The organism is Streptomyces sp. NPDC054842 (assembly GCF_053611025.1).
On the sequence record NZ_JBSGZN010000044.1, the window covers coordinates 43,428 to 65,165 of the forward strand.

General features: G+C 72.0%; 22 protein-coding genes. 12 read left to right on the top strand and 10 right to left on the bottom strand.

From position 1 onward, the window contains the following. Positions 1–165 precede the first annotated feature (165 nt). From ACWGIS_RS28405 to ACWGIS_RS28415, 3 genes are all read left to right on the top strand, one after another. Positions 166–282: an SGM_5486 family transporter-associated protein gene (locus ACWGIS_RS28405; RefSeq protein ID WP_356174139.1), complete on the top strand. Its 117-nt coding sequence runs from the start codon at positions 166–168 to the stop codon at positions 280–282. 171 nt (positions 283–453) lie between these two features. Beyond that, complete coding sequence (locus ACWGIS_RS28410) at positions 454–660, top strand: hypothetical protein (protein WP_453365302.1); 207 nt, start codon at positions 454–456, stop codon at positions 658–660. A 275-nt stretch (positions 661–935) separates the two neighbouring features. Further along, positions 936–1,454, top strand: coding sequence for a SixA phosphatase family protein (locus ACWGIS_RS28415; RefSeq protein WP_453365303.1), 519 nt, complete (start codon positions 936–938; stop codon positions 1,452–1,454). An 87-nt stretch (positions 1,455–1,541) separates the two neighbouring features. On the opposite strand, the gene serB is transcribed toward ACWGIS_RS28415, so the two are convergent. The 3 genes from serB to ACWGIS_RS28430 form a co-directional block, all read right to left on the bottom strand. Further along, the gene (gene serB / locus ACWGIS_RS28420) at positions 1,542–2,753 is read right to left on the bottom strand and encodes a phosphoserine phosphatase SerB (protein ID WP_453365304.1); all 1,212 of its coding nucleotides are present in this window, start codon (positions 2,751–2,753) and stop codon (positions 1,542–1,544) included. Positions 2,754–2,909: 156 nt separating this feature from the next. Next, positions 2,910–4,433: an alpha/beta hydrolase gene (locus ACWGIS_RS28425; protein ID WP_453365305.1), complete on the bottom strand. Its 1,524-nt coding sequence runs from the start codon at positions 4,431–4,433 to the stop codon at positions 2,910–2,912. A gap of 178 nt (positions 4,434–4,611) precedes the next feature. Next, on the bottom strand, positions 4,612–6,567 hold the full coding sequence (locus ACWGIS_RS28430; RefSeq protein ID WP_453365306.1) for a streptophobe family protein: 1,956 nt from the start codon (positions 6,565–6,567) through the stop codon (positions 4,612–4,614). Between the two features lie 239 nt (positions 6,568–6,806). On the opposite strand from ACWGIS_RS28430, the gene ACWGIS_RS28435 reads away from it, so the two are divergent. Further along, positions 6,807–9,326 carry an FHA domain-containing protein gene (locus ACWGIS_RS28435; RefSeq protein WP_453365307.1) on the top strand — a complete coding sequence of 840 codons (2,520 nt, stop codon included), beginning with the start codon at positions 6,807–6,809 and terminating at the stop codon, positions 9,324–9,326. Between the two features lie 97 nt (positions 9,327–9,423). Here ACWGIS_RS28435 and ACWGIS_RS28440 read toward each other — a convergent pair whose 3' ends face one another. The 3 genes from ACWGIS_RS28440 to ACWGIS_RS28450 all read right to left on the bottom strand — a co-directional run bounded on the left by ACWGIS_RS28440 (position 9,424) and on the right by ACWGIS_RS28450 (position 12,264). Then, positions 9,424–10,152, bottom strand: a complete 729-nt coding sequence (locus tag ACWGIS_RS28440; RefSeq protein ID WP_453365308.1) for a transglycosylase SLT domain-containing protein — start codon at positions 10,150–10,152, stop codon at positions 9,424–9,426. A gap of 301 nt (positions 10,153–10,453) precedes the next feature. Beyond that, positions 10,454–11,572, bottom strand: a complete 1,119-nt coding sequence (locus tag ACWGIS_RS28445; RefSeq protein WP_453365309.1) for an S-adenosylmethionine:tRNA ribosyltransferase-isomerase — start codon at positions 11,570–11,572, stop codon at positions 10,454–10,456. Next, positions 11,572–12,264, bottom strand: a complete 693-nt coding sequence (locus ACWGIS_RS28450; RefSeq protein WP_453365310.1) for an SDR family NAD(P)-dependent oxidoreductase — start codon at positions 12,262–12,264, stop codon at positions 11,572–11,574. Before ACWGIS_RS28450 ends, ACWGIS_RS28445 begins: the two co-directional genes overlap by 1 nt. Positions 12,265–12,474: 210 nt before the next feature. On the opposite strand from ACWGIS_RS28450, the gene ACWGIS_RS28455 reads away from it, so the two are divergent. The 4 genes from ACWGIS_RS28455 to ACWGIS_RS28470 all read left to right on the top strand — a co-directional run bounded on the left by ACWGIS_RS28455 (position 12,475) and on the right by ACWGIS_RS28470 (position 15,145). Further along, a complete protein-coding gene (locus tag ACWGIS_RS28455; protein ID WP_453365311.1) occupies positions 12,475–13,635 on the top strand; it encodes a GAF domain-containing protein in 1,161 nt (386 codons plus the stop codon). Continuing rightward, positions 13,628–14,269, top strand: coding sequence for a response regulator (locus ACWGIS_RS28460; RefSeq protein ID WP_453365312.1), 642 nt, complete (start codon positions 13,628–13,630; stop codon positions 14,267–14,269). The genes ACWGIS_RS28455 and ACWGIS_RS28460 overlap by 8 nt, the downstream gene beginning before the upstream one ends. 193 nt (positions 14,270–14,462) lie before the next feature. Then, complete coding sequence (locus tag ACWGIS_RS28465; RefSeq protein WP_453365313.1) at positions 14,463–14,711, top strand: chaplin; 249 nt, start codon at positions 14,463–14,465, stop codon at positions 14,709–14,711. A 194-nt stretch (positions 14,712–14,905) separates the two neighbouring features. Further along, entirely contained in the window at positions 14,906–15,145 is a 240-nt protein-coding gene (locus tag ACWGIS_RS28470; RefSeq protein ID WP_453365314.1) for a chaplin, read from the top strand. 81 nt (positions 15,146–15,226) lie between these two features. Here the strand turns inward: ACWGIS_RS28470 and ACWGIS_RS28475 are convergent, their stop codons facing one another. Then, positions 15,227–16,015 carry a hypothetical protein gene (locus ACWGIS_RS28475; protein ID WP_453365315.1) on the bottom strand — a complete coding sequence of 263 codons (789 nt, stop codon included), beginning with the start codon at positions 16,013–16,015 and terminating at the stop codon, positions 15,227–15,229. A 121-nt stretch (positions 16,016–16,136) separates the two neighbouring features. Here ACWGIS_RS28475 and ACWGIS_RS28480 point away from each other — a divergent pair, with 121 nt between their 5' ends. From ACWGIS_RS28480 to ACWGIS_RS28490, 3 genes are all read left to right on the top strand, one after another. After that, on the top strand, positions 16,137–16,928 hold the full coding sequence (locus ACWGIS_RS28480; RefSeq protein ID WP_453365316.1) for an ABC transporter ATP-binding protein: 792 nt from the start codon (positions 16,137–16,139) through the stop codon (positions 16,926–16,928). 91 nt (positions 16,929–17,019) lie between these two features. Beyond that, complete coding sequence (locus ACWGIS_RS28485) at positions 17,020–17,451, top strand: NfeD family protein (protein WP_453365317.1); 432 nt, start codon at positions 17,020–17,022, stop codon at positions 17,449–17,451. A gap of 128 nt (positions 17,452–17,579) precedes the next feature. Then, positions 17,580–18,518 (top strand): SPFH domain-containing protein, encoded by a 939-nt coding sequence (locus ACWGIS_RS28490; protein WP_453365318.1) that lies wholly within the window; start codon positions 17,580–17,582, stop codon positions 18,516–18,518. A 57-nt stretch (positions 18,519–18,575) separates the two neighbouring features. On the opposite strand, the gene ACWGIS_RS28495 is transcribed toward ACWGIS_RS28490, so the two are convergent. From ACWGIS_RS28495 to ACWGIS_RS28505, 3 genes are all read right to left on the bottom strand, one after another. Further along, positions 18,576–19,082 (bottom strand): HNH endonuclease, encoded by a 507-nt coding sequence (locus ACWGIS_RS28495; protein ID WP_453365319.1) that lies wholly within the window; start codon positions 19,080–19,082, stop codon positions 18,576–18,578. A 150-nt stretch (positions 19,083–19,232) separates the two neighbouring features. After that, on the bottom strand, positions 19,233–19,766 hold the full coding sequence (locus ACWGIS_RS28500; protein WP_453365320.1) for a YbhB/YbcL family Raf kinase inhibitor-like protein: 534 nt from the start codon (positions 19,764–19,766) through the stop codon (positions 19,233–19,235). Positions 19,767–19,807: 41 nt separating this feature from the next. Further along, positions 19,808–20,593: a sporulation protein gene (locus ACWGIS_RS28505; RefSeq protein ID WP_453365321.1), complete on the bottom strand. Its 786-nt coding sequence runs from the start codon at positions 20,591–20,593 to the stop codon at positions 19,808–19,810. 166 nt (positions 20,594–20,759) lie between these two features. Here ACWGIS_RS28505 and ACWGIS_RS28510 point away from each other — a divergent pair, with 166 nt between their 5' ends. Continuing rightward, a complete protein-coding gene (locus ACWGIS_RS28510) occupies positions 20,760–21,401 on the top strand; it encodes a DNA-3-methyladenine glycosylase (RefSeq protein ID WP_453365322.1) in 642 nt (213 codons plus the stop codon). The last annotated feature ends 337 nt before the right edge of the window (positions 21,402–21,738 follow it).

A 21,738-nucleotide genomic window follows, 5' to 3' on the forward strand; every position in this document is an offset into this window, starting at 1 on the left:
TGGCCCAGGCCCAGGCCCAGGCCCAGGCCCAGGCCCAGGCCCAGGCCCAGGCCCAGGCCCAGGCCCAGGCCCAGGCCCAGGCCCAGGCCCAGGCCCGGGCCCGACCCCCGGCCGTGGCCCGACCCCCGGGGCGGGGGAGGCCCCGGCGGGTGGGACACTGGCCGCATGCCTGTGCTCGACCCGAACCCCCAGAACGGCCAGAAGAAGATGCTGCTCGTGCTCGGCGCGATGCTGGCCATCACCGTGATCATCGGCGTCATCGCGTCCATCGCCTCGCCCTGACCGCGCTCGTCCGCCGGCGGTGGTGGGGTTAGCCCCACCACCCCCTAGGGGGCGAGTGTCAGGGTCAAGTGGGTGGATCTCCGGATGGGACGGAGGCCGCGGATTCCGTAGCTTCGAGATGTGGTCGCGAGGACGCGGCCGACGGACCGCTCGAAGACCCACGGAGGCGTCATGCCGGCCCCCACGCACCCCCGGACCCACCCGGTGACCACGGGCCGCGTCGACATCCGGCTGCCCTGGTGGGCCCTCGCCCTGCCGGTCCTGGCCTTCGTCGCGCTGCTCGCGCTGATCGTCGACCCGTCCCACGCCCACGCCACGGCCGGCGACCCCGCCCTGACCCACGTCGTCGAGCGCATCCAGGAAGCGGTGCGCCGCTGAGCCCGCGCCGGGCCCGGTGACCGTCCCGGCCCCGCGTGCGCCTCACCTCCCGCGGCTTCGGCGAGCGCACACCAGTTCCCCAGAGCGTCTTCGGTTTCCGGCAGGCGAGGCGCGCGGATCTCGGGAAGGATGGACGGCGAGCGTGAGCCGTCCGCGGGCACGCCCCGCGGGCCGTCCGCGTGCGTCCCGGCCCGTCGGCGCAAGCCGTCGTCCGTGCCGGGGGACCGGCCCAACTCCCTGCGCCTCATGGCGTGTTTCATGCGAAGCTGGGACGCATGAGCGTCGCAGAATCCCGCAGGATCGTCCTCTTCCGGCATGCGAAAGCCGATTGGCCGCAGGTTCCCGACCACGAGCGGCCGCTCGCCGACCGGGGCCGCGCGGACGCCGCCGTCGCCGGACGCAAGCTGTCCGACTCCGGTGTCCCCCTCGACCTGGCCGTCTGCTCCACCGCGACCCGGACCCGGGAGACCTGGAAGCTCGCCGTCCACGAGCTGCCGCACCGGCCGAGGACGGTCTACGAGGAGCGGGTCTACGAAGCCTCGCCGGGCGAGCTGATCGCGGTGCTGAACGAGACCCCGGACGACGTGCAGAGCCTGGTCCTGGTCGGCCACAACCCCGGAGTGCAGGGCCTCGCCGACGTCCTCGCGGGCCAGGCCGAGAAGGACACCCGCGCCCGTATGAGCAGCCGGGGGTTCCCGACCGCGGCGTTCGCCGTCCTCACGTTCACCGGTCCCTGGAAGACCCTGGAGCCCGGAGTGGCCACCCTCGTCGACTACTGGGCGCCGACCGAATGAGCCGCCGCCGCGCGGACGAGGGCCGGTACCGGTCCCCGTCCGCGCGGCAGAGACCGGCGTGAGCGCAACGGCTTAGAGCGTGACGGCTCAGGGCGCGTCGTCGTTCGTGTCCGCGGCCTCGACCTCTTCGCGGGTGACCCCGAGCAGGTAGAGCACCGTGTCGAGGAACGGGAAGTTGACCGCCGTGTGCGCGGCCTCCCGGACGACCGGCTTGGCGTTGAACGCGACCCCGAGCCCCGCGGCGTTCAGCATGTCGAGGTCGTTGGCCCCGTCACCGATCGCCACCGTCTGGCCCAGCGGCACCCCCGCCTCGGCCGCGAACCGGCGCAGCAGCCGCGCCTTGCCCGCGCGGTCCACGATCTCGCCGGTGACCCGGCCGGTCAGCTTCCCGTCGACGATCTCCAGCGTGTTGGCCTGCGCGAAGTCGAGCCCGAGCCGCTCCTTCAGATCGTCCGTGACCTGGGTGAACCCGCCCGAGACGACGCCGACCTGGAATCCGAGTCGCTTCAGTGTGCGGATCAGCGTGCGCGCGCCCGGCGTGAGCCGCACCTCGCTGCGCACCTTGTCCACCACCGAGGCGTCCAGCCCCGCCAGCAGTGCCACGCGCGCGTGCAGCGACTGCTCGAAGTCCAGTTCGCCGCGCATCGCGGCCTCGGTCACCTCGGCGACCTCCTTCTCGCAGCCGGCGTGTGCCGCGAAGAGCTCGATCACCTCGTCCTGGATGAGGGTGGAGTCCACGTCCATCACCACGAGCCGCTGGGCGCGGCGGTGCAGTCCGGCCGCGACCACCGCGACGTCGACGCCGAGCGCCGCCGCCTTGGTCGCCAGGGCCGTGCGCAGCGCCTCGGTCTCCGTGCCCGACACCGCGAACTCGACGGCGGTCACCGGGTACTTGGCGAGCCGGAAGATGCGGTCGATGTTGCCGCCCGTGTCGGTGATCCGGGCGGCGATCGCCGCCGTCGACTCCGCGGTGAGCGGATGCCCGAGGACCGTGACGAGCGAGCGGCCGAGACCGCGGGGCCGGTTGTCGCCCAGTCCGGAGATGATCTCCGCCTGCATCTTCATCGACTCCGCCCAGCTGTGGACGGTGGCCCGCAGGTCCCCCTCGAGCCCGGCGGGCGGCTCGGTCACGAGCGCGCACAGCACGATCCGGCCACGGGTGACGACCTGCTCGATGTCGACGACGTCGACGGAGTAGGCGGCGAGGGTGTCGAAGAGACCGGCGGTGATGCCGGGCCGGTCCTTGCCGAAGATCTTGACGAGGAGGGTGGGGACATCAGAGGTCTGCGAAGCGCTCATGGTGCTCCCACCGTATCCGGCACGCAGTGCCTTTCGCCGCTGAGGTCCGCCTGGCGGACAGCGAACAGTACGTGGCGTGCGGGTGACGCCGGCCTTGATCGCCGGTGACGGACCCGGGCCCCGGACGGCAGGGACCCGGGCGGCGGCACGCGCGTCCTACCGGCAGTGGACGTCCGCCGCAGGGCGCTTCCCGGTGGCCAGGTACCGGGAGACGATCCGGTCTCCACAGGCGTTGCCGTTCCCGAGGTAGGCGTCGTGGCCGGTGGAGTCGACGGTCACCATGACGGCGCGTGCGCCGAGTGCCGCGCGCAGCCTGCGGGCGCCGGCCAGCGGGGTGGCGGGGTCGCGCTCGTTCTGGACGAGCAGGACGGTGGAGGGCACGCGGTCGGTGACGCGTACCGGATCGTCCTTCGGCGGCCAGGGCCAGGCCGCGCAGGCGATCGCGTTCCTCGGCATCCCGGCGGTCAGGGGGTACGCGGCGCGGCTCGCGTCGACCTCCTCCTGGTAGCGGGCGGCCGACGACGGCCACCGGGCGTCGTTGCACATGGTGGCGAGGGCGACGGAGAGGGCATTGCGCACCAGCGCTTCCGGCGCCGGTTCGGGCGCCGGCGGGACGGTGCCCGCGCGCGCGTGCAGGATCAGGCGGGCCAGCCCGGGGAAGCCCTCGCCGGGATCGTAGAAGGCGTCCACCACGGCCTGGCGCAGCACGTTGCCGTTCAGCTCGGCCGGACGGGCGCCGGGCCAGGGAATCGGTTCCCGGTCGAGCCGGGCGGCGAGCCGCAGCAGGAGCGGACGGACCTGCCCGGCGTTGTCGGCCAGGCGGTCCGGGTTCCCGGGCGCCGACGCCCACTCGGCGAACGCGGGGAACACGTCCTCGACGCCGGTCTCGAACCCCGTCCAGGTGGCCCGGGGAACTCCGCCTTCGTCGGGGCGGGCGGTGGCGGCGGTGGCGTCGGGGTTGCTGTCCAGCACCACGCGGTCGGTGCGGCGCGGGAAGAGTTGGCCGTAGACGACGCCGGTGTACGCCCCGTACGAGACACCCCACGCGGACAGGGTGCGCTCGCCCAGGGCGGCGCGGACGCGGTCGATGTCGCGGGCGTTGTCGGCGGTGCTGATGTGCCGCGTCAGCTCGCCGCCGTTGTGCGCGCAGGCGTCGGCGGCCCGCCGGGCGGTGGCCATGTTCGCGGCGACGGTCCCGTCCGGGGCGGGCCAGGGGAAGAACGCGGACCTGTCCAGGTCGCGGCTCTCCAGACCGCAGTCGACCGGGTCGGACCGGCCGACTCCCCGGGGGTCGAACCCGATCAGGTCGTACCTCTCGCGCACCGCGCGGGGCAGCGCCCGGCCCTTCGTGGACACCTCGTCGAGGCTGCCGCCGCCGGGTCCGCCGGCGATCAGGAGCAGGGCGCCGCGGCGCGCGGACGGCTTCTCGCTGCGGATACGGGAGACGGCGAGGGCGACCTTCTCTCCGCCGGGGTCGGAGTAGTCCATCGGCACCTCGACCGTGGAGCACTCCTGCCGCGGGTCGAGCCCGCTCCCCTCGCACTTCCCCCATACGAGGGGCCGGGAGGTCACCGGTGTCGCGGCCGTCGCGGTGCGGGGCACGGTGGACCCGAGAACCGCGGCGGCCACGGCGATCATCGTGAGGTTTCGCCTGGTTCGCTTGATTCGCTCGGCTTTCATCACACGGACGAGCCTCGGCGACCGGCTCCCGCCGTTCCATCCGGCTGCCCCGCCTCTTCGGCGGGGGGTATCCCCAACGTCGGTCGGCGGGAAGGACGTTGAACCGCCGCTCGGCCGGGCCGGACCTCACTTCCGGCCGGGCCGGGCCCCACTTCCGGCGGTGCCGGGCCCCGCCTCCTCAATCCCTCGGCGGAGGCGGGCCCTTCTTGTGCGGCGGTGGCGGGGGAGGGGGCGGCGGCACGACGCCGTCCCGCGCCGGCGGGCGCTGCCTCGGGGCGCGGGGCGGCGGCGAGAGCGGGCTGATCACGGTGGGTGCCCCGTACACGTCGTCGGCCGCCCCGTCCGCCCGCTCCGGGCGCGAGCCGGGCGGCCGGCCACCGCGCGGCGGCCCTGCCTCCGAGGGCGCCCGTTCACCCGGCCCCGGCCCGCGACCTCCCCTGCCCCCGGTCTCGCCCCACGTCCGCTCCGCTCCCGAGGACGCCGACGACTCCCCGCGCGCAGAAGCCCCCTCCGCCGGGCGCGCGTCCTGCGGCTCGCGCAGCCCGTCGGGCACCCGGAGATAGGGGTTGGTGTCGGGGTTCGACGGCCGGAACGGCACGGCCGGGTGGTACGGGCCCGGCTCCGGCACCTGTTCCGGCACCCCCGGACGGCCGGGGTGCTCCTCCGGAGCCCGAGCCCCGGTGTCACCCGGTGCCACCCCGACGGCCAGGGGCGCCGCCCGCCGCCCCGCGGCCCCCGTCGCATACGCCAGCAGGGCACCGGCCGCCCCCGCGCCCGCGCCCCACGCGGCCCCGAGCAGCAGCGCCGTCAGTGCCCGCCCGTGCAGCTCGATCCCGGCGCCGAACGCGTCGAAGCCGAGCACCGACAGCGAGGCGTCCACGGAGACGTCCGTCAGCCGCGCGAGCAGCGCGAGCGCCGGCCCGGTCACGAGCGCGAGGCGCAGCGCACAGCGCCCCGCGAAGCCGAGGGCGCCCGTGCCCCGTCCACCGGACCCGCCCGGAGCTGCCGCACGTGCGGTGCCCGCACCCCGTACCGCCGGGGTGCGCGCCGCTGCCAGCACCCCGGCGAGCAGCATCATCACCGCGGCCGCGACGCCCAACAGCCATACCCTGCCGTCCAGTTCGGCCATCCCGCCGAGTGTGACCGGCTGGTCGCGGCTCACGCTCAGCAACTCGTCGAGGGGATCGGGCAGCAGCTTGGCGAGTTCACCCGTTGCCTGTCCGTCCCAGGGCACGAACAGCCCCAGCGGCACGCCCAGCCACACCCCGTTCGGGGCGCCCAGTAGCGCGGCGCCCGCGATCCGCCGGGGATGGTCGTCGCCGATCATCGCGTACGCCGCCGCCGCGAGCCCCGCCGCCACCGCCACCAGCCCCACCGTCACCAACGCGGACGCAGCGGGCCGCACCACCCGGTGCACGGCGTCCCAGCCACGCGGCAGGGGAGTGCGGCGCGAGGCCAGCAGGGCGATCAGCAGGACGCCGGCGGTCCAAACCGCGCCGCCCAGCAGCGTGGGCACCGTGTCGACCGTGAAGCCGACGGCGGCCTTCGCGTCCACCAGGTCCCCGATCCGGTCCGGCAGCAGCCCGCCGATGTCGCCGATGTCGCCGAGGCCGCCCGGCAGTTCGTCCGTGATGTCGTCGAGGCCGCCGCCCGTCACCTTGTCCAGGCCGAGCTGCCCGCCGTCGATGGTGACGACGTCGTGGCCGGCCCAGGCGAGCCCGCCCAGCGTCGCCACGAACAGCGCGACCACCGACCCCGCACGCGCGAGGAGTTCGGCCGGGGCGATCACAACTCCCGCCCCGCGCAGGGAACGCAGGAAGAACCAGGACAGCAGCAGCGCGCCCACCAGCCCCACACCCAGTGGCGTGATCTGCAGGGCGGTCGTCGCCTCCGCACCCTCCAGACCGAAGGCCGACACGTCTCCCGACGGCGTCACCGAACCGCCCGCCCCGAGCGCCACCACCGCGGCGGTCATCGGACCGAGCGAGCCCGCCGCGTCCGCCCCGAGCAGATGCAGGCCCAGCGCGGCCGTGCCCGCCATCGCGATCAACGCCCAGCTCACGGCGGCGATCGCGGACAGCAGGACGTCCCCCCAGGGCACTTTCCTGTACTGCTCGGCCGTCTCCATGCCCATCTCAGCCCCCCGGTCAGCGCCGCGGCGATGCACCGCGCATGTCCCCCTCGCGGGGAATTACCACCCTCCCGTCCGGTTTCCACCCCGTCAACGGAAACGGACAACACGCGCGTACGCAGTCTTCGCGGGGCCCGGCTTTCGGTCAGGGGGCTCCTACTGAAATAGTTCCCCACGATGTTCGACATCCCTAGACTCCCTGTGATGGGGGAACTTCGGGGGACAACTCAGTGGGGCATGGAGTGCCGGAACTCGTACTGGAATTGAATGGACGGACCTGGACGCTCGATGCGTCCAGGCCATACACCCTCGGACGCGATCCGCAGGGGGACATCGTGCTCGACGACGCCAGGGTGTCCTGGCGTCACGCCACGATCAGCTGGGGCGGCCGCAGTTGGGTCATCGAGGACCACGGCAGCACCAACGGCACGTTCGTGCAGGGCCAGCGGATCCACCAGTTGGAGATCGGCCCCGGCTCGGCCGTGCACCTGGGCAACGCGACCGACGGCCCGCGCCTGAACCTCTCGGGTGCCGCCGCCGTCGCCTCGCCGCAGCAGGCCCGGCCGCAGCAGCCGTACGCGGCTCAGGGCGCGGGTCCCGGCTGGGCCCAGCAGGCGCCGCAGCAGCAGGCGCCCCAGCAGCAGAACTGGCCGCAGTCGCAGGGTGCCGCCATCCCGCAGCAGCCGGGACCCGGTGGAGGCGCGGGGGCGCCGCCGGTCTACGGTGACCGCAGCCCGACCACGTTCCACCAGTTCTCGCTGGGCCGCGTGATGCGCATCGGCCGCGCCCTGGAGAACGAGCTGGTCGTCTCCGACCTCCAGGTCTCGCGCCACCACGCCGAGTTCCACGCGACGCCGGACGGCCGCTACGAGATCCGCGACCTCGGTTCGCACAACGGCACCTACGTCAACGGCCAGCCGATCGCCAAGGGCGGCTCGGCGCTGCTCGGCCCGAACGACATCGTCGGCGTCGGCCACTCGACGTTCCGGCTGGTCGGCGACCGGCTCGAGGAGTTCGTCGACACCGGTGAGGTCTCCTTCTCGGCCCGCCACCTGACCGTCACGGTCGACGGCGGCAAGCAGATCCTCAAGGACGTCTCCTTCGGCGTGCCGGAGAAGTCGCTGATCGCGGTCATCGGCCCGTCCGGTTCCGGCAAGTCGACCCTGCTGAAGGCGCTCACGGGCTACCGCCCCGCCAACCAGGGCGACGTCCTCTACGACAACCGGAACCTGTACAAGCAGTTCGCCGAGCTGCGGCAGCGCATCGGTCTGGTCCCGCAGGACGACATCCTGCACAAGGAGCTGACCGTCAAGAAGGCCCTCAAGTACGCGGCGAAGCTGCGCTTCCCCGCGGACACCACGGGCGCCGAGCGCGACGCCCGGATCGACGAGGTGCTGCGCGAGCTCAAGCTGGACATCCACAAGGAGAAGAAGGTCACCTCCCTCTCCGGTGGCCAGCGCAAGCGCGTCTCGGTGGCCCTGGAGCTGCTGACCAAGCCGTCGCTGATCTTCCTGGACGAGCCGACCTCCGGTCTCGACCCGGGTATGGACCGCGACGTCATGCAGCTCCTGCGCGGCCTCGCCGACGACGGCCGCACGGTCCTCGTCGTCACGCACTCCGTGGCCGAGCTGGCCATCTGCGACAAGCTGCTGGTGATGGCGCCGGGCGGTTCCGTCGCCTACTTCGGTCCTCCCGAGGAGGCGCTGAACTTCTTCGGCTACGACACCTGGGCCGACGTCTTCTCCGCCTTCGAGAACTACCGCGACTACGACTGGGCGGGCCGCTGGAAGGGCTCGCAGCACTACCAGATGTACGCCGCGGACATCGACGCCGTCGCCCCGCAGTCGGTGCACATGCCGCCGCCGCAGCAGATGAAGCCGCCCAAGCCGCAGGGCTGGGGCTCGCAGCTGATGACCCTGATCCGCCGCTACGTGTCGGTGATCGTGTCCGACAAGGGCTTCCTGGCGCTGACGGTGATCCTGCCGGCGGTGCTCGGCGCGGTCAGCCTGCTGATCGACCCGGACAAGACGCTGCTGGTGAACCCGGCGGTCAACCCGAAGACGGGCGCGCACATCCCGAACGGCACGGCCACGACCGTGCTGCTGATCCTCGCGGTCGGCGCCTGTTTCGCGGGCGCCGCCAACTCGGTCCGCGAGCTGATCAAGGAACGGGTGATCTACGAGCGGGAGCGGGCGACCGGCCTCTCGCGCTCGGCGTACCTGATGTCCAAGGTCATCGTGCTGGGCACGGTCACCGTGCTCCAGGGCGCGCTGGTCGGCGCGATCGGCTTCTCCAGCCGCACGATCCCCGACGAGGGCCTGATCCTGGGCAGCGGCAAGACCGCGGTCATGCTCGAACTGTCGATCCCGATCATGGCGCTCGGCTTCACGTCGATGATGTTCGGCCTGATCATCTCGTCGCTGGTGAAGACCGCCGAGAAGACGATGCCGCTGCTGGTGATGTTCGCGATCATCCAGGTCGTGTTCACCGGCTGCCTCTTCATCCTGCACGGCACCGTCGGCGTCAACCAGTTCTCGTACCTGATGCCGTCGCGCTGGGCGGTCGCCGCGGCCGGCGCCACGCTGGACTTCAACAACATCAGCCCGAACACGGACGACCCGTCCAGCACGGACCCGCTGTGGGACCACACGGCGGCGGCCTGGGGCATGGACATGGTGGCCCTGCTCGTCCTCGGCGCCCTCTGCGGCTTCTTCGTGGCGCGCTTCCTGCGCCGCCACGAGCCCGAGGTCATGCGCAAGTAGCGCTCCCGCACGACTGAAGGGCGGCACCCCCCAGCGGGGTGCCGCCCTTCCGCGTCTTGACCGAGACCCTCAGAGGTCCGCGCGATACTCGCGAGACTCAGTAGGCGCTGTTCACGTTGTCGATGGAGCCGTACTTGTCGGCCGCGTAGTTGGCGGCGGCCGTGATGTTGGCGACCGGGTCGTAGATGTTCGTCGACGTGCCCGAGACGTGGTACGCGGCGAAGGTCGGCGGGATGACCTGCAGCAGGCCCTTCGACGGGATGCCGTTGATGGCGTTGATGTCCCAGTCGTTGATGGCCCGGGGGTTGCCCGAGGACTCGCGCATGATGTTCTTGTGCAGCCCGTGGTAGCTGCCCGGGATGCCCTTCTGCTTCATGATGTCGAGCGACTGACGGATCCATCCGTCGAGGTTGTTCGCGTACGTCTTCGCGGCGACCGGCTTGACCTGGGGGCGCTGCGCGGAGCGGCTCGCGGCCTGCTTCTTGCGCGCCTCCTCCGCCTTCTTCTTGGCGGCGGCCTGCTCGGCGGCCTTCTTCTTGGCGGCGGCCTGCTCGGCCGCCTTCTTCTTCGCGGCCTCGGCCTTGACCGTGGCGCCCGCCAGCTGGTCGGTGACGCTGGCCTTGACGTCCTTGATCTGCTGCTGGCTGTAGGCCACGGACGTCGTCGAGGCGGCGGCCTCGGTCGTCGTGGTCTGCGACTGCGAGTTCGCCGGGACGACGGTGAACGCGAGGGCGGCGGCACCGAGAGCCGCGACGCCGGCGAAGGAAAGCTTGTGGGTCTTGGTCAGCGCGGGACTATGCACAGGAGCGATGAACTTCTTGGACATGACTGATTTGACCTCTTCGAATAGCGCGGACGTCGCTCCCGGTCCGGTGGGGACAGGGTGTTTTTTTCCGGACGAACGCCGCGGGGCGAAACCCGCGGCGTTGAGCGACGTGAGCCATTGTTAGCGGCCGCAAAATCCTGAGGCAAAGGTGTGACGTACGAAGCCGGGTAGTGGAGCACAGAGGGGCAAATCGGGGCAGACGGGTATGTCTGCCCCGCTCAAAGGGTCCCCTTTATCTCCTATGCCCCTTCGTACGTGATGTGCGCCCTATGCGGGGGCTCACACCGGCGAGGCCCCGGTCTCACGCGGGGTTGCTGGAGCAATGCTCAGCGTGAGCGTTCTCCGCCGGCAGCAGGAGGTGCGTGTCCCCGAACTCGTGCCAGAGGTAGCGCCCTTGCAGCGCCTCGGCGTACCCGCGCTCCACCGCCGCCCGTCCCGCCACGGCCTCCAGCATCAGCAGATGCGAGGCCTCCGGCTCGTGCAGCCCGGTCAGCAGCCCGTCCACCACGCCTACCCCGCGCTCCGGAGTTATCACCAGGTCCGTCCAGCCGCGCCGCTCCCGGACCACCCCGTCGGGCCCGGCCGCGGACTCCACGGCACGCACGGCCGTCGTCCCGACCGCGACGACCCGCCCGCCGCCCGCCCGCACCGCGTTGATCGACCGCGCCGAGGCCCGGGGCACCTCGTACCTCTCCGGATACGGCGGCTCGTGCGCCTCCGCCGACGCCACCCCGGTGTGCAGCGTGACCGGCGCGAACTGCACCCCCCGGCTCACCAGCTCCGCCACCAGCCCCGCGGTGAAGGGCCGTGCCGCGCTCGGCATCTCCGCGCTCCCCGTGCCGTCGGCGGACGGCAGCGCGAACACCGTCTGGTACGCGGACAGCGGCTGGTCCCTCTCCGTGTAGGCGTACCGCACGGGGCGTCCGTACCGCCGCAGCAGCCCCGGCACGTCCGGTTCCGACACCCGCGACCACCACAGCCGCGCGCTCCCCGGCGTCAGCGGCTCCTCCAGGACGAGGCGTACGCCCCCGGCGAGACGCACCTCCGTCCCCGCGGGCCCGCCCGCACGCGCGCGCGTGGTGCCCCGGCCGTCGGGTTCCCGCAGCTCGACGGCCCACCGCCCGTCGTCACCCCGGGTGGAGAAGTGCACCACCACACGCGCCTGCCCGACGCGCCCGTCGGCGGCGGCCGCCAGCGTGGCGGAGGTGTTGACGACGAGCAGGTCACCGGCCCGCAGCTGCCCGGGCAGCTCCGCGAAGACGTGGTGCGAGACCGAGGTCCCCCGTGACACGAGGAGCCGGACGGCGTCCCGGTCCAGACCGGGACCGCGCTGCTCGGCCGGCACCCGCGCCGACAGCTCCGGCGGCACCTGCCGGCCACGGCCGCGCTCGGCGGAGGGGACCCCCGTCGCCGTCGTCATCACCGCGCCGCCAGGGCCGGAGCGCTGTAGCGGCCGCTCGCCGGACGCTCGTCGAGCAGCCGCAGGAACGCCGGCACCACCGTGCCGGGGTCCGGCCGTGGCTCCCCGTCGTCGGGCACGGCCGCCGCGTACAGGTCCGTCCCCATGTCCCCCGGGTCGACAGCCCACACCCGCAGCCCGGGCTCCTCCACGGCGAGCACCGCGAGCAGCTGGTCCAGGGCCGCCTTGGAGGCCCCGTAACCGCCCCACGTCCCGTACGCCTCGACGGCCGCGTCCGAGCTGACGCCGATCACCGCCCCCGCCCCGGACGCCCGCAGCGGGGGCAGTGCCTCCTGGACCAGGCCCAGCGCGGCGACCACGTTCACCTCCAGCGCCCGCCGCAGTCCGGCCGGCGGCAGGCCCTCCAGGCGCACCAGCGGCTCGGCCCCCAGCGCGCTCGCGTTGTTCACCACCAGGTCCACGCCCCCGAGCCGCACGGCCGCGGCCACCAGCTCCCGGCGGTGACCGGCGTCCGTCACGTCGCCCGGCAGCGCCGTCACCCGGGCCCCGTACCCCGAGAGCTCCGCCGCCGTCCGCTCCAGCACCCCCGTCGTCCTGGCGTCGAGCACCAGGTCCCAGCCCCGCTCCGCCAGGGCGGCGGCCAGCGCCCGCCCCAGCCCCTTCGAAGCCCCCGTGATGACCGCTACCGGCATGACATCGTCCCCTCGTCCCTCCGCCGCTCCCGGCGGATGCCCTCAACGTAGGGACGGGGCCGCCCCCGCCGCCTCGTGCGCGGGCCGCAATGATCAGGGGTCCTTCGCCCTAGGACGAGCGGACGGGACCCGCGGCCTAGGCCCACCGCCCTAGGCGGCCACCCCACAGGTCCGATACGCGCTGTCACAGCCCGCCGGTACCGTGGGGTCATGAGCCAAGGCCCCAGGTCCGGCCTGTACGCGGTCAGCTCCGCGCTGCTGGCCATGAGCAAGCATCTCGAGGTGCGCGACGTCCTCAAGACGATCGTCGCCTCGGCCCGCGAACTGCTCGACGCGGAGTACGCGGCGCTCGGCGTCCCGGACGACCACGGAGGCTTCGCCCAGTTCGTCGTCGACGGCATCAGCGACGACCAGTGGAAGGCCATCGGCCCGCTGCCCCGCCAGCACGGCATCCTCGCCGCGATGCTTCAGGAGGCCCGCGCCGAGCGCCTCGCCGACGTGCGCCAGGACCCCCGCTTCGAGGGCTGGCCCGCGGCCCACCCGGACATGTCGGACTTCCTGGGCCTGCCGATCCGCGACGGCGACGACGTCATCGGCGCCCTGTTCCTCGCCAACAAGGTGCGGCGCCCCGGCGACTGCGCGGCACCGGACGGCCGCTGCGGCTTCACCGAGGAGGACGAGGAACTCCTGACGATCCTCGCCCAGCACGCCGCGATCGCCCTGACCAACGCCCGCCTCTACGAGCGCAGCCGCGAGCTCACCATCGCCGAGGAGCGCTCCCGCCTCGCGCACGAGCTGCACGACGCCGTCAGCCAGAAGCTGTTCTCGCTGCGCCTCACCGCGCAGGCCGCCGCGACCCTGGTGGACCGCGACCCCTCGCGCGCCAAGGGCGAGCTCCAGCAGGTCGCCGCGCTCGCCGCGGAGGCCGTCGAGGAACTGCGCGCGGCCGTGGTCGAGCTGCGTCCCGCCGCCCTCGACGAGGACGGTCTCGTCGCCACCCTGCGCACCCAGATCCAGGTCCTGGACCGCGCCCACTCCGCGCGCGTCACCTTCGAGGGCCGGGGCGTACGCGCCCTGCCCGCGGCCCAGGAGGAGGCGCTGCTGCGCGTCGCGCAGGAAGCCCTGCACAACGCGCTGCGCCACTCCGGAGCGGCCAGCGTCGACGTGACACTGGAGAAGCGCGGCCCGGGCGCGGTCCTGAGGATCGCGGACGACGGCGCGGGCTTCGAACCCACGGCCGTCCGCAGCGCGGGACGCCACCTCGGCCTGGTCTCCATGCGGGACAGGGCGAGCGGCGTCGGCGGCACGCTCACCGTGGAATCGGCGCCCGGAAAGGGCACCCGGATAGAGATGGAGGTCCCTGGTGGCTGACGCGATCAAGGTGCTGCTGGTCGACGACCACCAAGTGGTCCGCCGGGGCCTGCGCACCTTCCTCGAGGTGCAGGACGACATCGAGGTCGTGGGCGAGGCCTCCGACGGCGCCGAGGGCGTCGCCCGCGCGGAGGAGCTGCGCCCGGACGTCGTCCTCATGGACGTCAAGATGCCGGGGATGGACGGCGTCGAGGCGCTGCGCCGGCTGCGCGAGCTGGCCAACCCCGCGCGCGTGCTGATCGTCACGAGCTTCACCGAGCAGCGCACGGTGGTGCCCGCCCTGCGCGCCGGAGCCGCCGGGTACGTCTACAAGGACGTGGACCCGGACGCCCTCGCCGGCGCCATCCGTTCCGTGCACGCCGGACACATCCTGCTCCAGCCGGAGGTCGCGGGCGCCCTGCTCTCCCAGGAGGAGGCCAACTCGGGCCAGGGCAGAGGCGGCTCGCTCACCGAACGGGAGCGCGAGGTGCTCGGCCTGATCGCCGACGGCCGCTCGAACCGCGAGATCGCGCGGGCGCTGGTCCTCTCCGAGAAGACGGTCAAGACCCACGTGTCGAACATCCTGATGAAGCTCGACCTCTCCGACCGCACCCAGGCCGCGCTGTGGGCCGTACGGCACGGGGCGGCGGGCTGACCACCTGCCGGTCCGTGTTTCCGGCGGCCTCCGGGGTGCGGCCGGGCACAGCGATACGGAGGGTTCCGCTCCGGACTGAGATTCATACCGTCGGGTGCATGTCCCCCGAATGGCGCATCCTCCGGAAGCCCCCGCCGTTCTCCAGTGCGTGCCGCGGCGATCGCCGCGGTGATCGCCAGGGAGGGCTTGAGGAATGAAGAACCTGAAGAAGGTCACGGCTGTCGCGATGGTGGCGGGCGGCCTCGTCGCCGCCGGAGCGGGCATGGCCTCCGCCACCGACGCCGGCTCGTGGGCGGGCGGCAAGGCCGTGAACTCGCCGGGTGTCGGTTCGGGCAACCTCGTCCAGGCCCCGGTCCACGTCCCGGTCAACGCGGTCGGCAACAGCGTGAACGTGATCGGCGTGCTGAACCCGGCCTTCGGCAACCTGGGTCTCAACCGCTGAGGTCCGTCCCGACCGGACGGTGACCACCGGCCTCCCGGCATCCGGGGGGCCGGTCGGCTTTTCCGCCTGTCCGACCAAGAGGCCGATCGGGGGCTTCGCGCCGGATCTCCCGTGCCGTTCCGGATCTTCCGGGCGTTTCTCAGCGTACGACCCGCGGCCGGGTCGACACGCAAATCGCTGGAGGAACGTTTTTCATGAAGATCGCCAAGAAGGCCGCCGTGGCCCTCACCGTCGCCGGTATCGCCGCCGGCGCGTCCGCCGGTGCGGCTGTCGCCGACTCGGACGCCCACGGTGCGGCCGTGAACTCGCCCGGTGTCGCCTCGGGCAACACCGCGCAGGTTCCGATCCACGTCCCGGTCAACGTCGTGGGCGACAGCGTGAACGTCATCGGCCTCCTGAACCCGACGTTCGGCAACAAGGGCGTCAACGACTGACCTGCCCCACCCGAGAACGGCTCCCGGACCGGCCCGGTCCGGGAGCCCTTCCGTGTGCAGTGCGGCCACCGCTCGCCGAGGTCAGCGCACCCCCCGCTCCCGCTCCTCCACGAACGCGTTGTACGCCGCCACCTGGGCCCGCCGGGCCGTCCGCTCCACCGGGCGCAGCGCCTGCGACCTCGCCGCCATCTCCGAGGCGCTGACGGCTCCGCCGTGCCCGTTCTCGTACGCCACGGAGATCAGCAGCCCCATCCGCTGGGCGAGCTCCAGCACCCGCACCGCCCGCGGCGGATATCCGGGCGCCAGCAGCTCGCGCCCCCGCTCGGCGCGGGCCCGGTACGCGTCCACCGCGGCCTCGGCCACCGGACCGGACCCCGCGACGTCGAGCCGCGACAGCATGTCGGTCGCCTCGCGCAGCGCCTCGGCCAGCTCCCGCTCGGCCTCACCCAGGGACGGCACGTCCGCGGGCGGCGCCTCCCGTACGGGCAGGCAGTGCCACATGACCTCCACATGCAGGTCGCCCTCGGGCCCCGCCTCCGACACCTCGGGCACCAGCCCGAGCGCCGCGCCCCGGCAGACGGCCGCCTCCTCCGCGTCCAGGGCGCGCGCGTTGAACTCCGGCGGTCCGCTCAGCCCCAGCGGATGCCCCGGCGCGGGCAGTGCCACCCGCAGCCCGGTGACCCCGAGAGCGCGCAGCCGGCCGAGCGCGAGCGTGAGCCCGACGGGCCCCGACTCGCCCGGAAGTCCTTCGACGCGATGCACGGCGTCCTCGCCCACGATGGCGAGCACGGCGTCGTCCGGCGAAACAAGTCCGGCCAAAAGGGCATTTCCCCATGCGGCCAGGCGTCCTGAGCGTGGTTCCGAGAGCATGCCCCCACCCTAAGGACCGGCCGATGGAATCGACCGCCCGATCGGTGGCGTAGGTTTTCCCTGGGGGCTGCGTCCACAGACGTAAGCGACGGCCGAGACTGCAATGGGAGACAGCGCGCTCATGAGCGATGTTCTGGAGCTTGAGGACGTATCCGTGGTCCGAGAGGGCCGGGCTCTGGTGGACCAGGTCTCCTGGTCGGTCAAGGAGGGCGAACGCTGGGTCATCCTCGGCCCCAACGGCGCCGGGAAGACGACCCTCCTGAACGTCGCCTCCAGCTACCTCTTCCCCAGCTCGGGCACCGCCACCGTGCTCGGGGACACCCTCGGCAAGGTCGACGTCTTCGACCTGCGCCCGCGCATCGGCATGGCCGGCATCGCCATGGCCGAGAAGCTCCCCAAGCGCCAGACCGTCCTGCAGACCGTGCTCACCGCCGCGTACGGCATGACCGCGGGCTGGCAGGAGGAGTACGAGGACATCGACGAGCAGCGCGCCCGCGCCTTCCTCGACCGCCTCGGCATGAGCGACTACCTGGACCGGAAGTTCGGCACGCTCTCCGAGGGCGAGCGCAAGCGCACCCTCATCGCCCGCGCCCTGATGACCGACCCCGAGCTGCTGCTCCTCGACGAGCCCGCCGCCGGCCTCGACCTCGGCGGCCGCGAGGACCTCGTACGCCGTCTCGGCCGCCTGGCCCGCGACCCGATCGCGCCTTCCATGATCATGGTCACGCACCATGTCGAGGAGATCGCCCCGGGGTTCACCCACGTCCTGATGATCCGCCAGGGCAAGGTGCTGGCCGCGGGACCGCTGGAGCTCGAACTCACCTCGCGCAACCTCTCCCTCTGCTTCGGCCTGCCCCTCGTCGTCGAGCAGGTCGGCGAGCGCTGGACCGCCCAGGGCCTCCCGCTCTCCTGACGACCCGGCCGGTCCGCCCGCGCCCTCGCCGGGCGGGCGGCGCCGGACGTGCGCCCTGTCCGTCCGCGGAGCGCGGTCCTACCATGACCGTGTGGACGACATCGACGCATGGGTGTGGTGGCTGGTCGCCGCGGCGGGGCTCGGGATCCCGCTGGTGGTGACGGCGATGCCGGAGTTCGGGATGCTCGCCGTGGGCGCCGTCGCCGGGGCAGGCGCCGCGGGACTCGGCGGTGACGTCGTGCTCCAGGTCCTCGTCTTCGTCGCCGTCTCGGTCGCCCTCATCGCCGTCGTACGCCCCATCGCGGCCCGCCACCGTGCCCAGCGGCCGCAACTCGCCACCGGAGTCGACGCGTTGAAGGGCAAGGGCGCCGTCGTCCTGGAACGTGTCGACGGCTCGGGGGGACGGATCAAGCTCGCCGGAGAGATCTGGTCCGCGCGCTCCCTCGACGCCGGACAGACCTACGAGGTCGGCGAACAGGTCGACGTCGTCGACATCGAAGGCGCCACGGCCATCGTCATGTGACCTCGCACGACGCAACTGAACCGAACGCCCCACGTCGCAGACGACGGTCTGTCAGACTCGTCGAGCAAGATCTTCAACACCCGTAAGATCTCAGGGAATTACCGAGGCGAAGGGCACGGGGAGCATCGATGGAACCGATCATCATCGTCCTGATCATTCTGGTGGTGCTGGTCTTCATCGCCCTGATCAAGACCATCCAGGTGATCCCACAGGCGAGCGCCGCCATCGTCGAGCGGTTCGGCCGCTACACGCGGACGCTGAACGCGGGACTGAACATCGTCGTCCCGTTCATCGACACCATCCGCAACCGCATCGACCTGCGGGAACAGGTCGTCCCGTTCCCGCCCCAGCCAGTGATCACCCAGGACAACCTGGTGGTCAACATCGACACGGTCATCTACTACCAGGTGACCGACGCACGGGCGGCGACGTACGAGGTCGCCAGCTACATCCAGGCGATCGAGCAGCTCACCGTCACCACCCTGCGCAACATCATCGGCGGCATGGACCTGGAGCGGACGCTGACCTCCCGCGAGGAGATCAACGCGGCCCTGCGCGGCGTCCTGGACGAGGCCACCGGCAAGTGGGGCATCCGCGTCAACCGCGTCGAGCTCAAGGCCATCGAGCCGCCCACCTCCATCCAGGACTCGATGGAGAAGCAGATGCGCGCCGACCGTGACAAGCGCGCCGCGATCCTCACCGCCGAGGGCATCAGGCAGTCGCAGATCCTCACCGCGGAGGGCGAGAAGCAGTCCGCGATCCTGCGCGCCGAGGGTGAGGCGAAGGCCGCCGCCCTGCGGGCCGAGGGCGAGGCACAGGCCATCCGTACGGTCTTCGAGTCCATCCACGCCGGGGACGCGGACCAGAAGCTCCTGGCCTACCAGTACCTCCAGATGCTCCCGAAGATCGCCGAGGGCGACGCCAACAAGCTCTGGATCGTGCCCAGCGAGATCGGTGACGCGCTCAAGGGCCTGAGCGGCGCGATGGGCAACTTCGGCCCGATGGGCGGCAATTCGGGCGGTGGCGGCGGCTCGGAGCGCCGCGAGAAGCCGTCCGTGACGGACTGACCCGGCACGCGAGTGGGGTCCGCCTTCCAGGGAAGGCGGGCCCCACTCGTGCCGGTGCTAGGCGGCGGTCTGCGCCAGCCACTCCGGCAGGGCCCGGAAGTCGTCCTGCCCGAGCGTCAGCAGCATCGCGTCGGCGGGCGTCGGCTCGAACGGCTGCCGCAGCAACGGCATCCCCGCCTGCTCCGGCGTACGGTCCGCCTTGCGGTGGTTGTCCTCGGCGCAGGAGGCGACCGTGTTCAGCCAGGAGTCCTGGCCGCCCTGGGCCCGCGGCACCACGTGGTCCACCGTCGTCGCGCGCCTGCCGCAGTACGCGCACCGGTGCCGGTCCCGCACCAGCACACCCCTGCGCGACCAGGGCGCTTGTCTTCGGAACGGCACCCGTACGTAACGGCAGAGTCTGATCACCCGGGGCACGGGTATGTCGACCGCGGCTCCGCGCATACGCAGATCGGGGTGGGCCTGCTCGACGACGGCCTTGTCCTGCAGTACCAGAACGACGGCGCGGTTCAGCGTCACCGTCGACAGCGGCTCAAAGCTCGCATTCAGTACCAGCGTGTCCCGCATCAAGCCCACCTCCCATTGCACCGGCCCGCTCCCCGGCGGACCTGGATCAACTCTGGCCGGGCACGCCGAGATGGACAACGCAATAAAAAAGTGCCCGCCCCTGATCAATTCCAAGACCAGGGACGGGCAAACGTTCAGCGAACGTCCGTCTTACGCGGGCGCCGCGTACTCACCGACGAGCTGAGCGCGCGCCACCGTGTGGAAGCGCAGGTTGAAGCCCACCACCGCGGGCGAGGCGTCCGAGTCGGGACCGAGCTTCTCCTGGTCCACGGCGTACACCGTGAACACATAGCGGTGCGCCGGGTCCCCGGGCGGCGGCGCGGCGCCACCGAAGTCCTTGGACCCGTAGTCGTTCCGCGCCTGGACCGCACCCTCGGGCAGCCCCTCGAACTTCCCGGTGCCGGCGCCCGACGGCAGCTCCGTGACCGTCGCCGGGATGTCGAAGACGACCCAGTGCCAGAATCCGCTGCCCGTCGGGGCGTCCGGATCGAAGCACGTCACGGCGAAGCTCCTGGTCTCCGGCGGGAAGCCTGCCCAGCGCAGCTGGGGTGACGTGTTCCCGGCGGCCTGAACCTGAGCGTCCTTCAGCGTCGCGCCCGGCTCGACGTCCTCACTCGTGACCGTGAACGACGGTACGGGCGGGTGGAAGTCGTGGGGGAGCGGCGGCCTGTCGAGCTCGGGCACCTCGGTACCTCCTGATCGGTGGTGACGGTTCCGCTTCGAGCCTAGAACCAGCTGCGCTTGCTGCCGACCTCCGACAGCCACTGGTTCAGGTACGCGGCCCAGTCCGTGCCCCGGTAGTCGTCGAGCCCCACCTTGAAGGCGCGGAAGGAGTCGCTGCTCTCGCTGAACAGGCCCGGCTTCTTGTCCATCTCCAGGACGACGTCCATCTCGCGCTCGTCGGCGACGAAGCTCAGCTCGACCTGGTTCAGCCCGCGGTACTGGGCCGGCGGGAAGAACTCGATCTCCTGGTAGAACGGCAGCTTCTGCCGCGTGCCGCGGATGTGCCCGCGCTCCATGTCGGCGCTCTTGAACCGGAAGCCGAGCTGGATGAACGCGTCCAGGATCGCCTGCTGGGCCGGCAGCGGGTGCACGTTGATGGGGTCCAGGTCGCCCGAGTCGACGGCGCGCGCGATCTCCAGCTCCGTGGTCACCCCGATGTGCATCCCGCGCAGCGGCTGGCCGTCGATCGTCGTGACCGGCGTCTCCCAGGGGATCTCCAGGCCGAACGGGACGGCGTGCACCGCGCCCGCCTTGAGCTCGAAGGCGCCGCCGAGCCGCACCTTGGTGAACTCGATGTCCTGCTTGTGCTCCTGGTCGTCGTGGCCCTCGACCTCGACCTTGGCCTGCAGGCCGACCGACAGACCCTCGATCGCCTGGTCGACGGACCCGCCCTGGATCCGCACCTCACCCTGCACGACGCCGCCCGGAACGGTGTTGACCTCGGTCAGTACCGTCTCGACCGAAGCCCCACCGGCTCCCAGGCTCGCAAGCAGCCGCTTGAACCCCATGTCACTTCCTCCCCAGGCAACGCCTGTACGTCCTGTGTGCGTCTGGACCCTTGATCCATACAAACGCGATCCGACCGCGGCCGGTTCCGCGTCCTCACCCTTACAAGGGGGACGCTCCCTGACCACCCCGACGACGAACAGTCACTCTCGACTACGCTCGGACGCCATGATCGCGGCCCCTGACCGTACGCCCCTCAGCCGGAAGTTCTTCGACCGCCCCGTCCTCGAAGTCGCCCCCGACCTCCTCGGTCGCACCCTCGTGCGCACGACCGACGACGGTCCGGTCGCCCTGCGCATCACCGAGGTCGAGGCCTACGACGGCGCCCACGACCCGGGCTCGCACGCCTTCCGCGGCCGCACGCCGCGAAACGAGGTCATGTTCGGTCCGCCCGGTCACGTGTACGTCTACTTCACCTACGGCATGTGGCACTGCATGAACCTGGTCTGCGGTCCCGAGGGCACCGCCAGCGCGGTCCTGCTGCGGGCGGGCGAGATCACCGAGGGCGTCGAGTCGGCCCGCAAACGTCGACTCTCGGCCCGCAACGACAAGGAACTGGCCAAAGGACCGGCCCGGCTGGCCACGGCTCTGGGGGTGGACCGCGCCCTCGACGGCGCGGACGCCTGCGGCCCCGAGGGCGGCCCCTTCAGGATGCTGACGGGCAGCCCCGTGAGTCCCGACCAGGTACTGAACGGTCCCCGCACCGGAGTCTCCGGCGAGGGAGGGGTCCACCCCTGGCGCTTCTGGATCTCCAACGACCCGACGGTGAGCCCTTATCGGGCCCATGTGCCCCGTCGGCGCCGAACTTGACTCGCCTGGGGCAGGACCGTAATGTGGTCCGAGCCGCTTGAACCGGGTACGGCGTTCAGCCTGCAGCCGGAAGCGGCCAACCCACTACCTACGACTTCCCCTCAGCGGGGGCGCATTCGCCATGTCCGCATGTCGAATTCCGTCCCGCCGGCTCGATTATGAGCCGCACCGGGAATCGGTTAACGTAGTGAATGTCGAAAGGCCACGGGACGGAAAGTCTCAGGCCAAAGGCAAATCCCACCGACTGGGAATCAGGCCCGAAAGGATCTGGTAGAGTCGGAACCGCCGGAAAGGGAAACGCGAAAGCGGAAACCTGGAAAGCACCGAGGAAATCGGA

Bases quoted from the DNA above. Each gene is read 5' to 3' on its own strand.
- ACWGIS_RS28405 (WP_356174139.1), top strand. From the start codon at position 166: ATGCCTGTGCTCGACCCGAACCCCCAGAACGGCCAGAAGAAGATGCTG.
- ACWGIS_RS28410 (WP_453365302.1), top strand. From the start codon at position 454: ATGCCGGCCCCCACGCACCCCCGGACCCACCCGGTGACCACGGGCCGC.
- ACWGIS_RS28415 (WP_453365303.1), top strand. From the start codon at position 936: ATGAGCGTCGCAGAATCCCGCAGGATCGTCCTCTTCCGGCATGCGAAA.
- serB (WP_453365304.1), bottom strand. From the start codon at position 2,753: ATGAGCGCTTCGCAGACCTCTGATGTCCCCACCCTCCTCGTCAAGATC.
- ACWGIS_RS28425 (WP_453365305.1), bottom strand. From the start codon at position 4,433: ATGAAAGCCGAGCGAATCAAGCGAACCAGGCGAAACCTCACGATGATC.
- ACWGIS_RS28430 (WP_453365306.1), bottom strand. From the start codon at position 6,567: ATGGGCATGGAGACGGCCGAGCAGTACAGGAAAGTGCCCTGGGGGGAC.
- ACWGIS_RS28440 (WP_453365308.1), bottom strand. From the start codon at position 10,152: ATGTCCAAGAAGTTCATCGCTCCTGTGCATAGTCCCGCGCTGACCAAG.
- ACWGIS_RS28445 (WP_453365309.1), bottom strand. From the start codon at position 11,572: ATGACGACGGCGACGGGGGTCCCCTCCGCCGAGCGCGGCCGTGGCCGG.
- ACWGIS_RS28450 (WP_453365310.1), bottom strand. From the start codon at position 12,264: ATGCCGGTAGCGGTCATCACGGGGGCTTCGAAGGGGCTGGGGCGGGCG.
- ACWGIS_RS28455 (WP_453365311.1), top strand. From the start codon at position 12,475: ATGAGCCAAGGCCCCAGGTCCGGCCTGTACGCGGTCAGCTCCGCGCTG.
- ACWGIS_RS28465 (WP_453365313.1), top strand. From the start codon at position 14,463: ATGAAGAACCTGAAGAAGGTCACGGCTGTCGCGATGGTGGCGGGCGGC.
- ACWGIS_RS28470 (WP_453365314.1), top strand. From the start codon at position 14,906: ATGAAGATCGCCAAGAAGGCCGCCGTGGCCCTCACCGTCGCCGGTATC.
- ACWGIS_RS28475 (WP_453365315.1), bottom strand. From the start codon at position 16,015: ATGCTCTCGGAACCACGCTCAGGACGCCTGGCCGCATGGGGAAATGCC.
- ACWGIS_RS28480 (WP_453365316.1), top strand. From the start codon at position 16,137: ATGAGCGATGTTCTGGAGCTTGAGGACGTATCCGTGGTCCGAGAGGGC.
- ACWGIS_RS28490 (WP_453365318.1), top strand. From the start codon at position 17,580: ATGGAACCGATCATCATCGTCCTGATCATTCTGGTGGTGCTGGTCTTC.
- ACWGIS_RS28495 (WP_453365319.1), bottom strand. From the start codon at position 19,082: ATGCGGGACACGCTGGTACTGAATGCGAGCTTTGAGCCGCTGTCGACG.
- ACWGIS_RS28505 (WP_453365321.1), bottom strand. From the start codon at position 20,593: ATGGGGTTCAAGCGGCTGCTTGCGAGCCTGGGAGCCGGTGGGGCTTCG.
- ACWGIS_RS28510 (WP_453365322.1), top strand. From the start codon at position 20,760: ATGATCGCGGCCCCTGACCGTACGCCCCTCAGCCGGAAGTTCTTCGAC.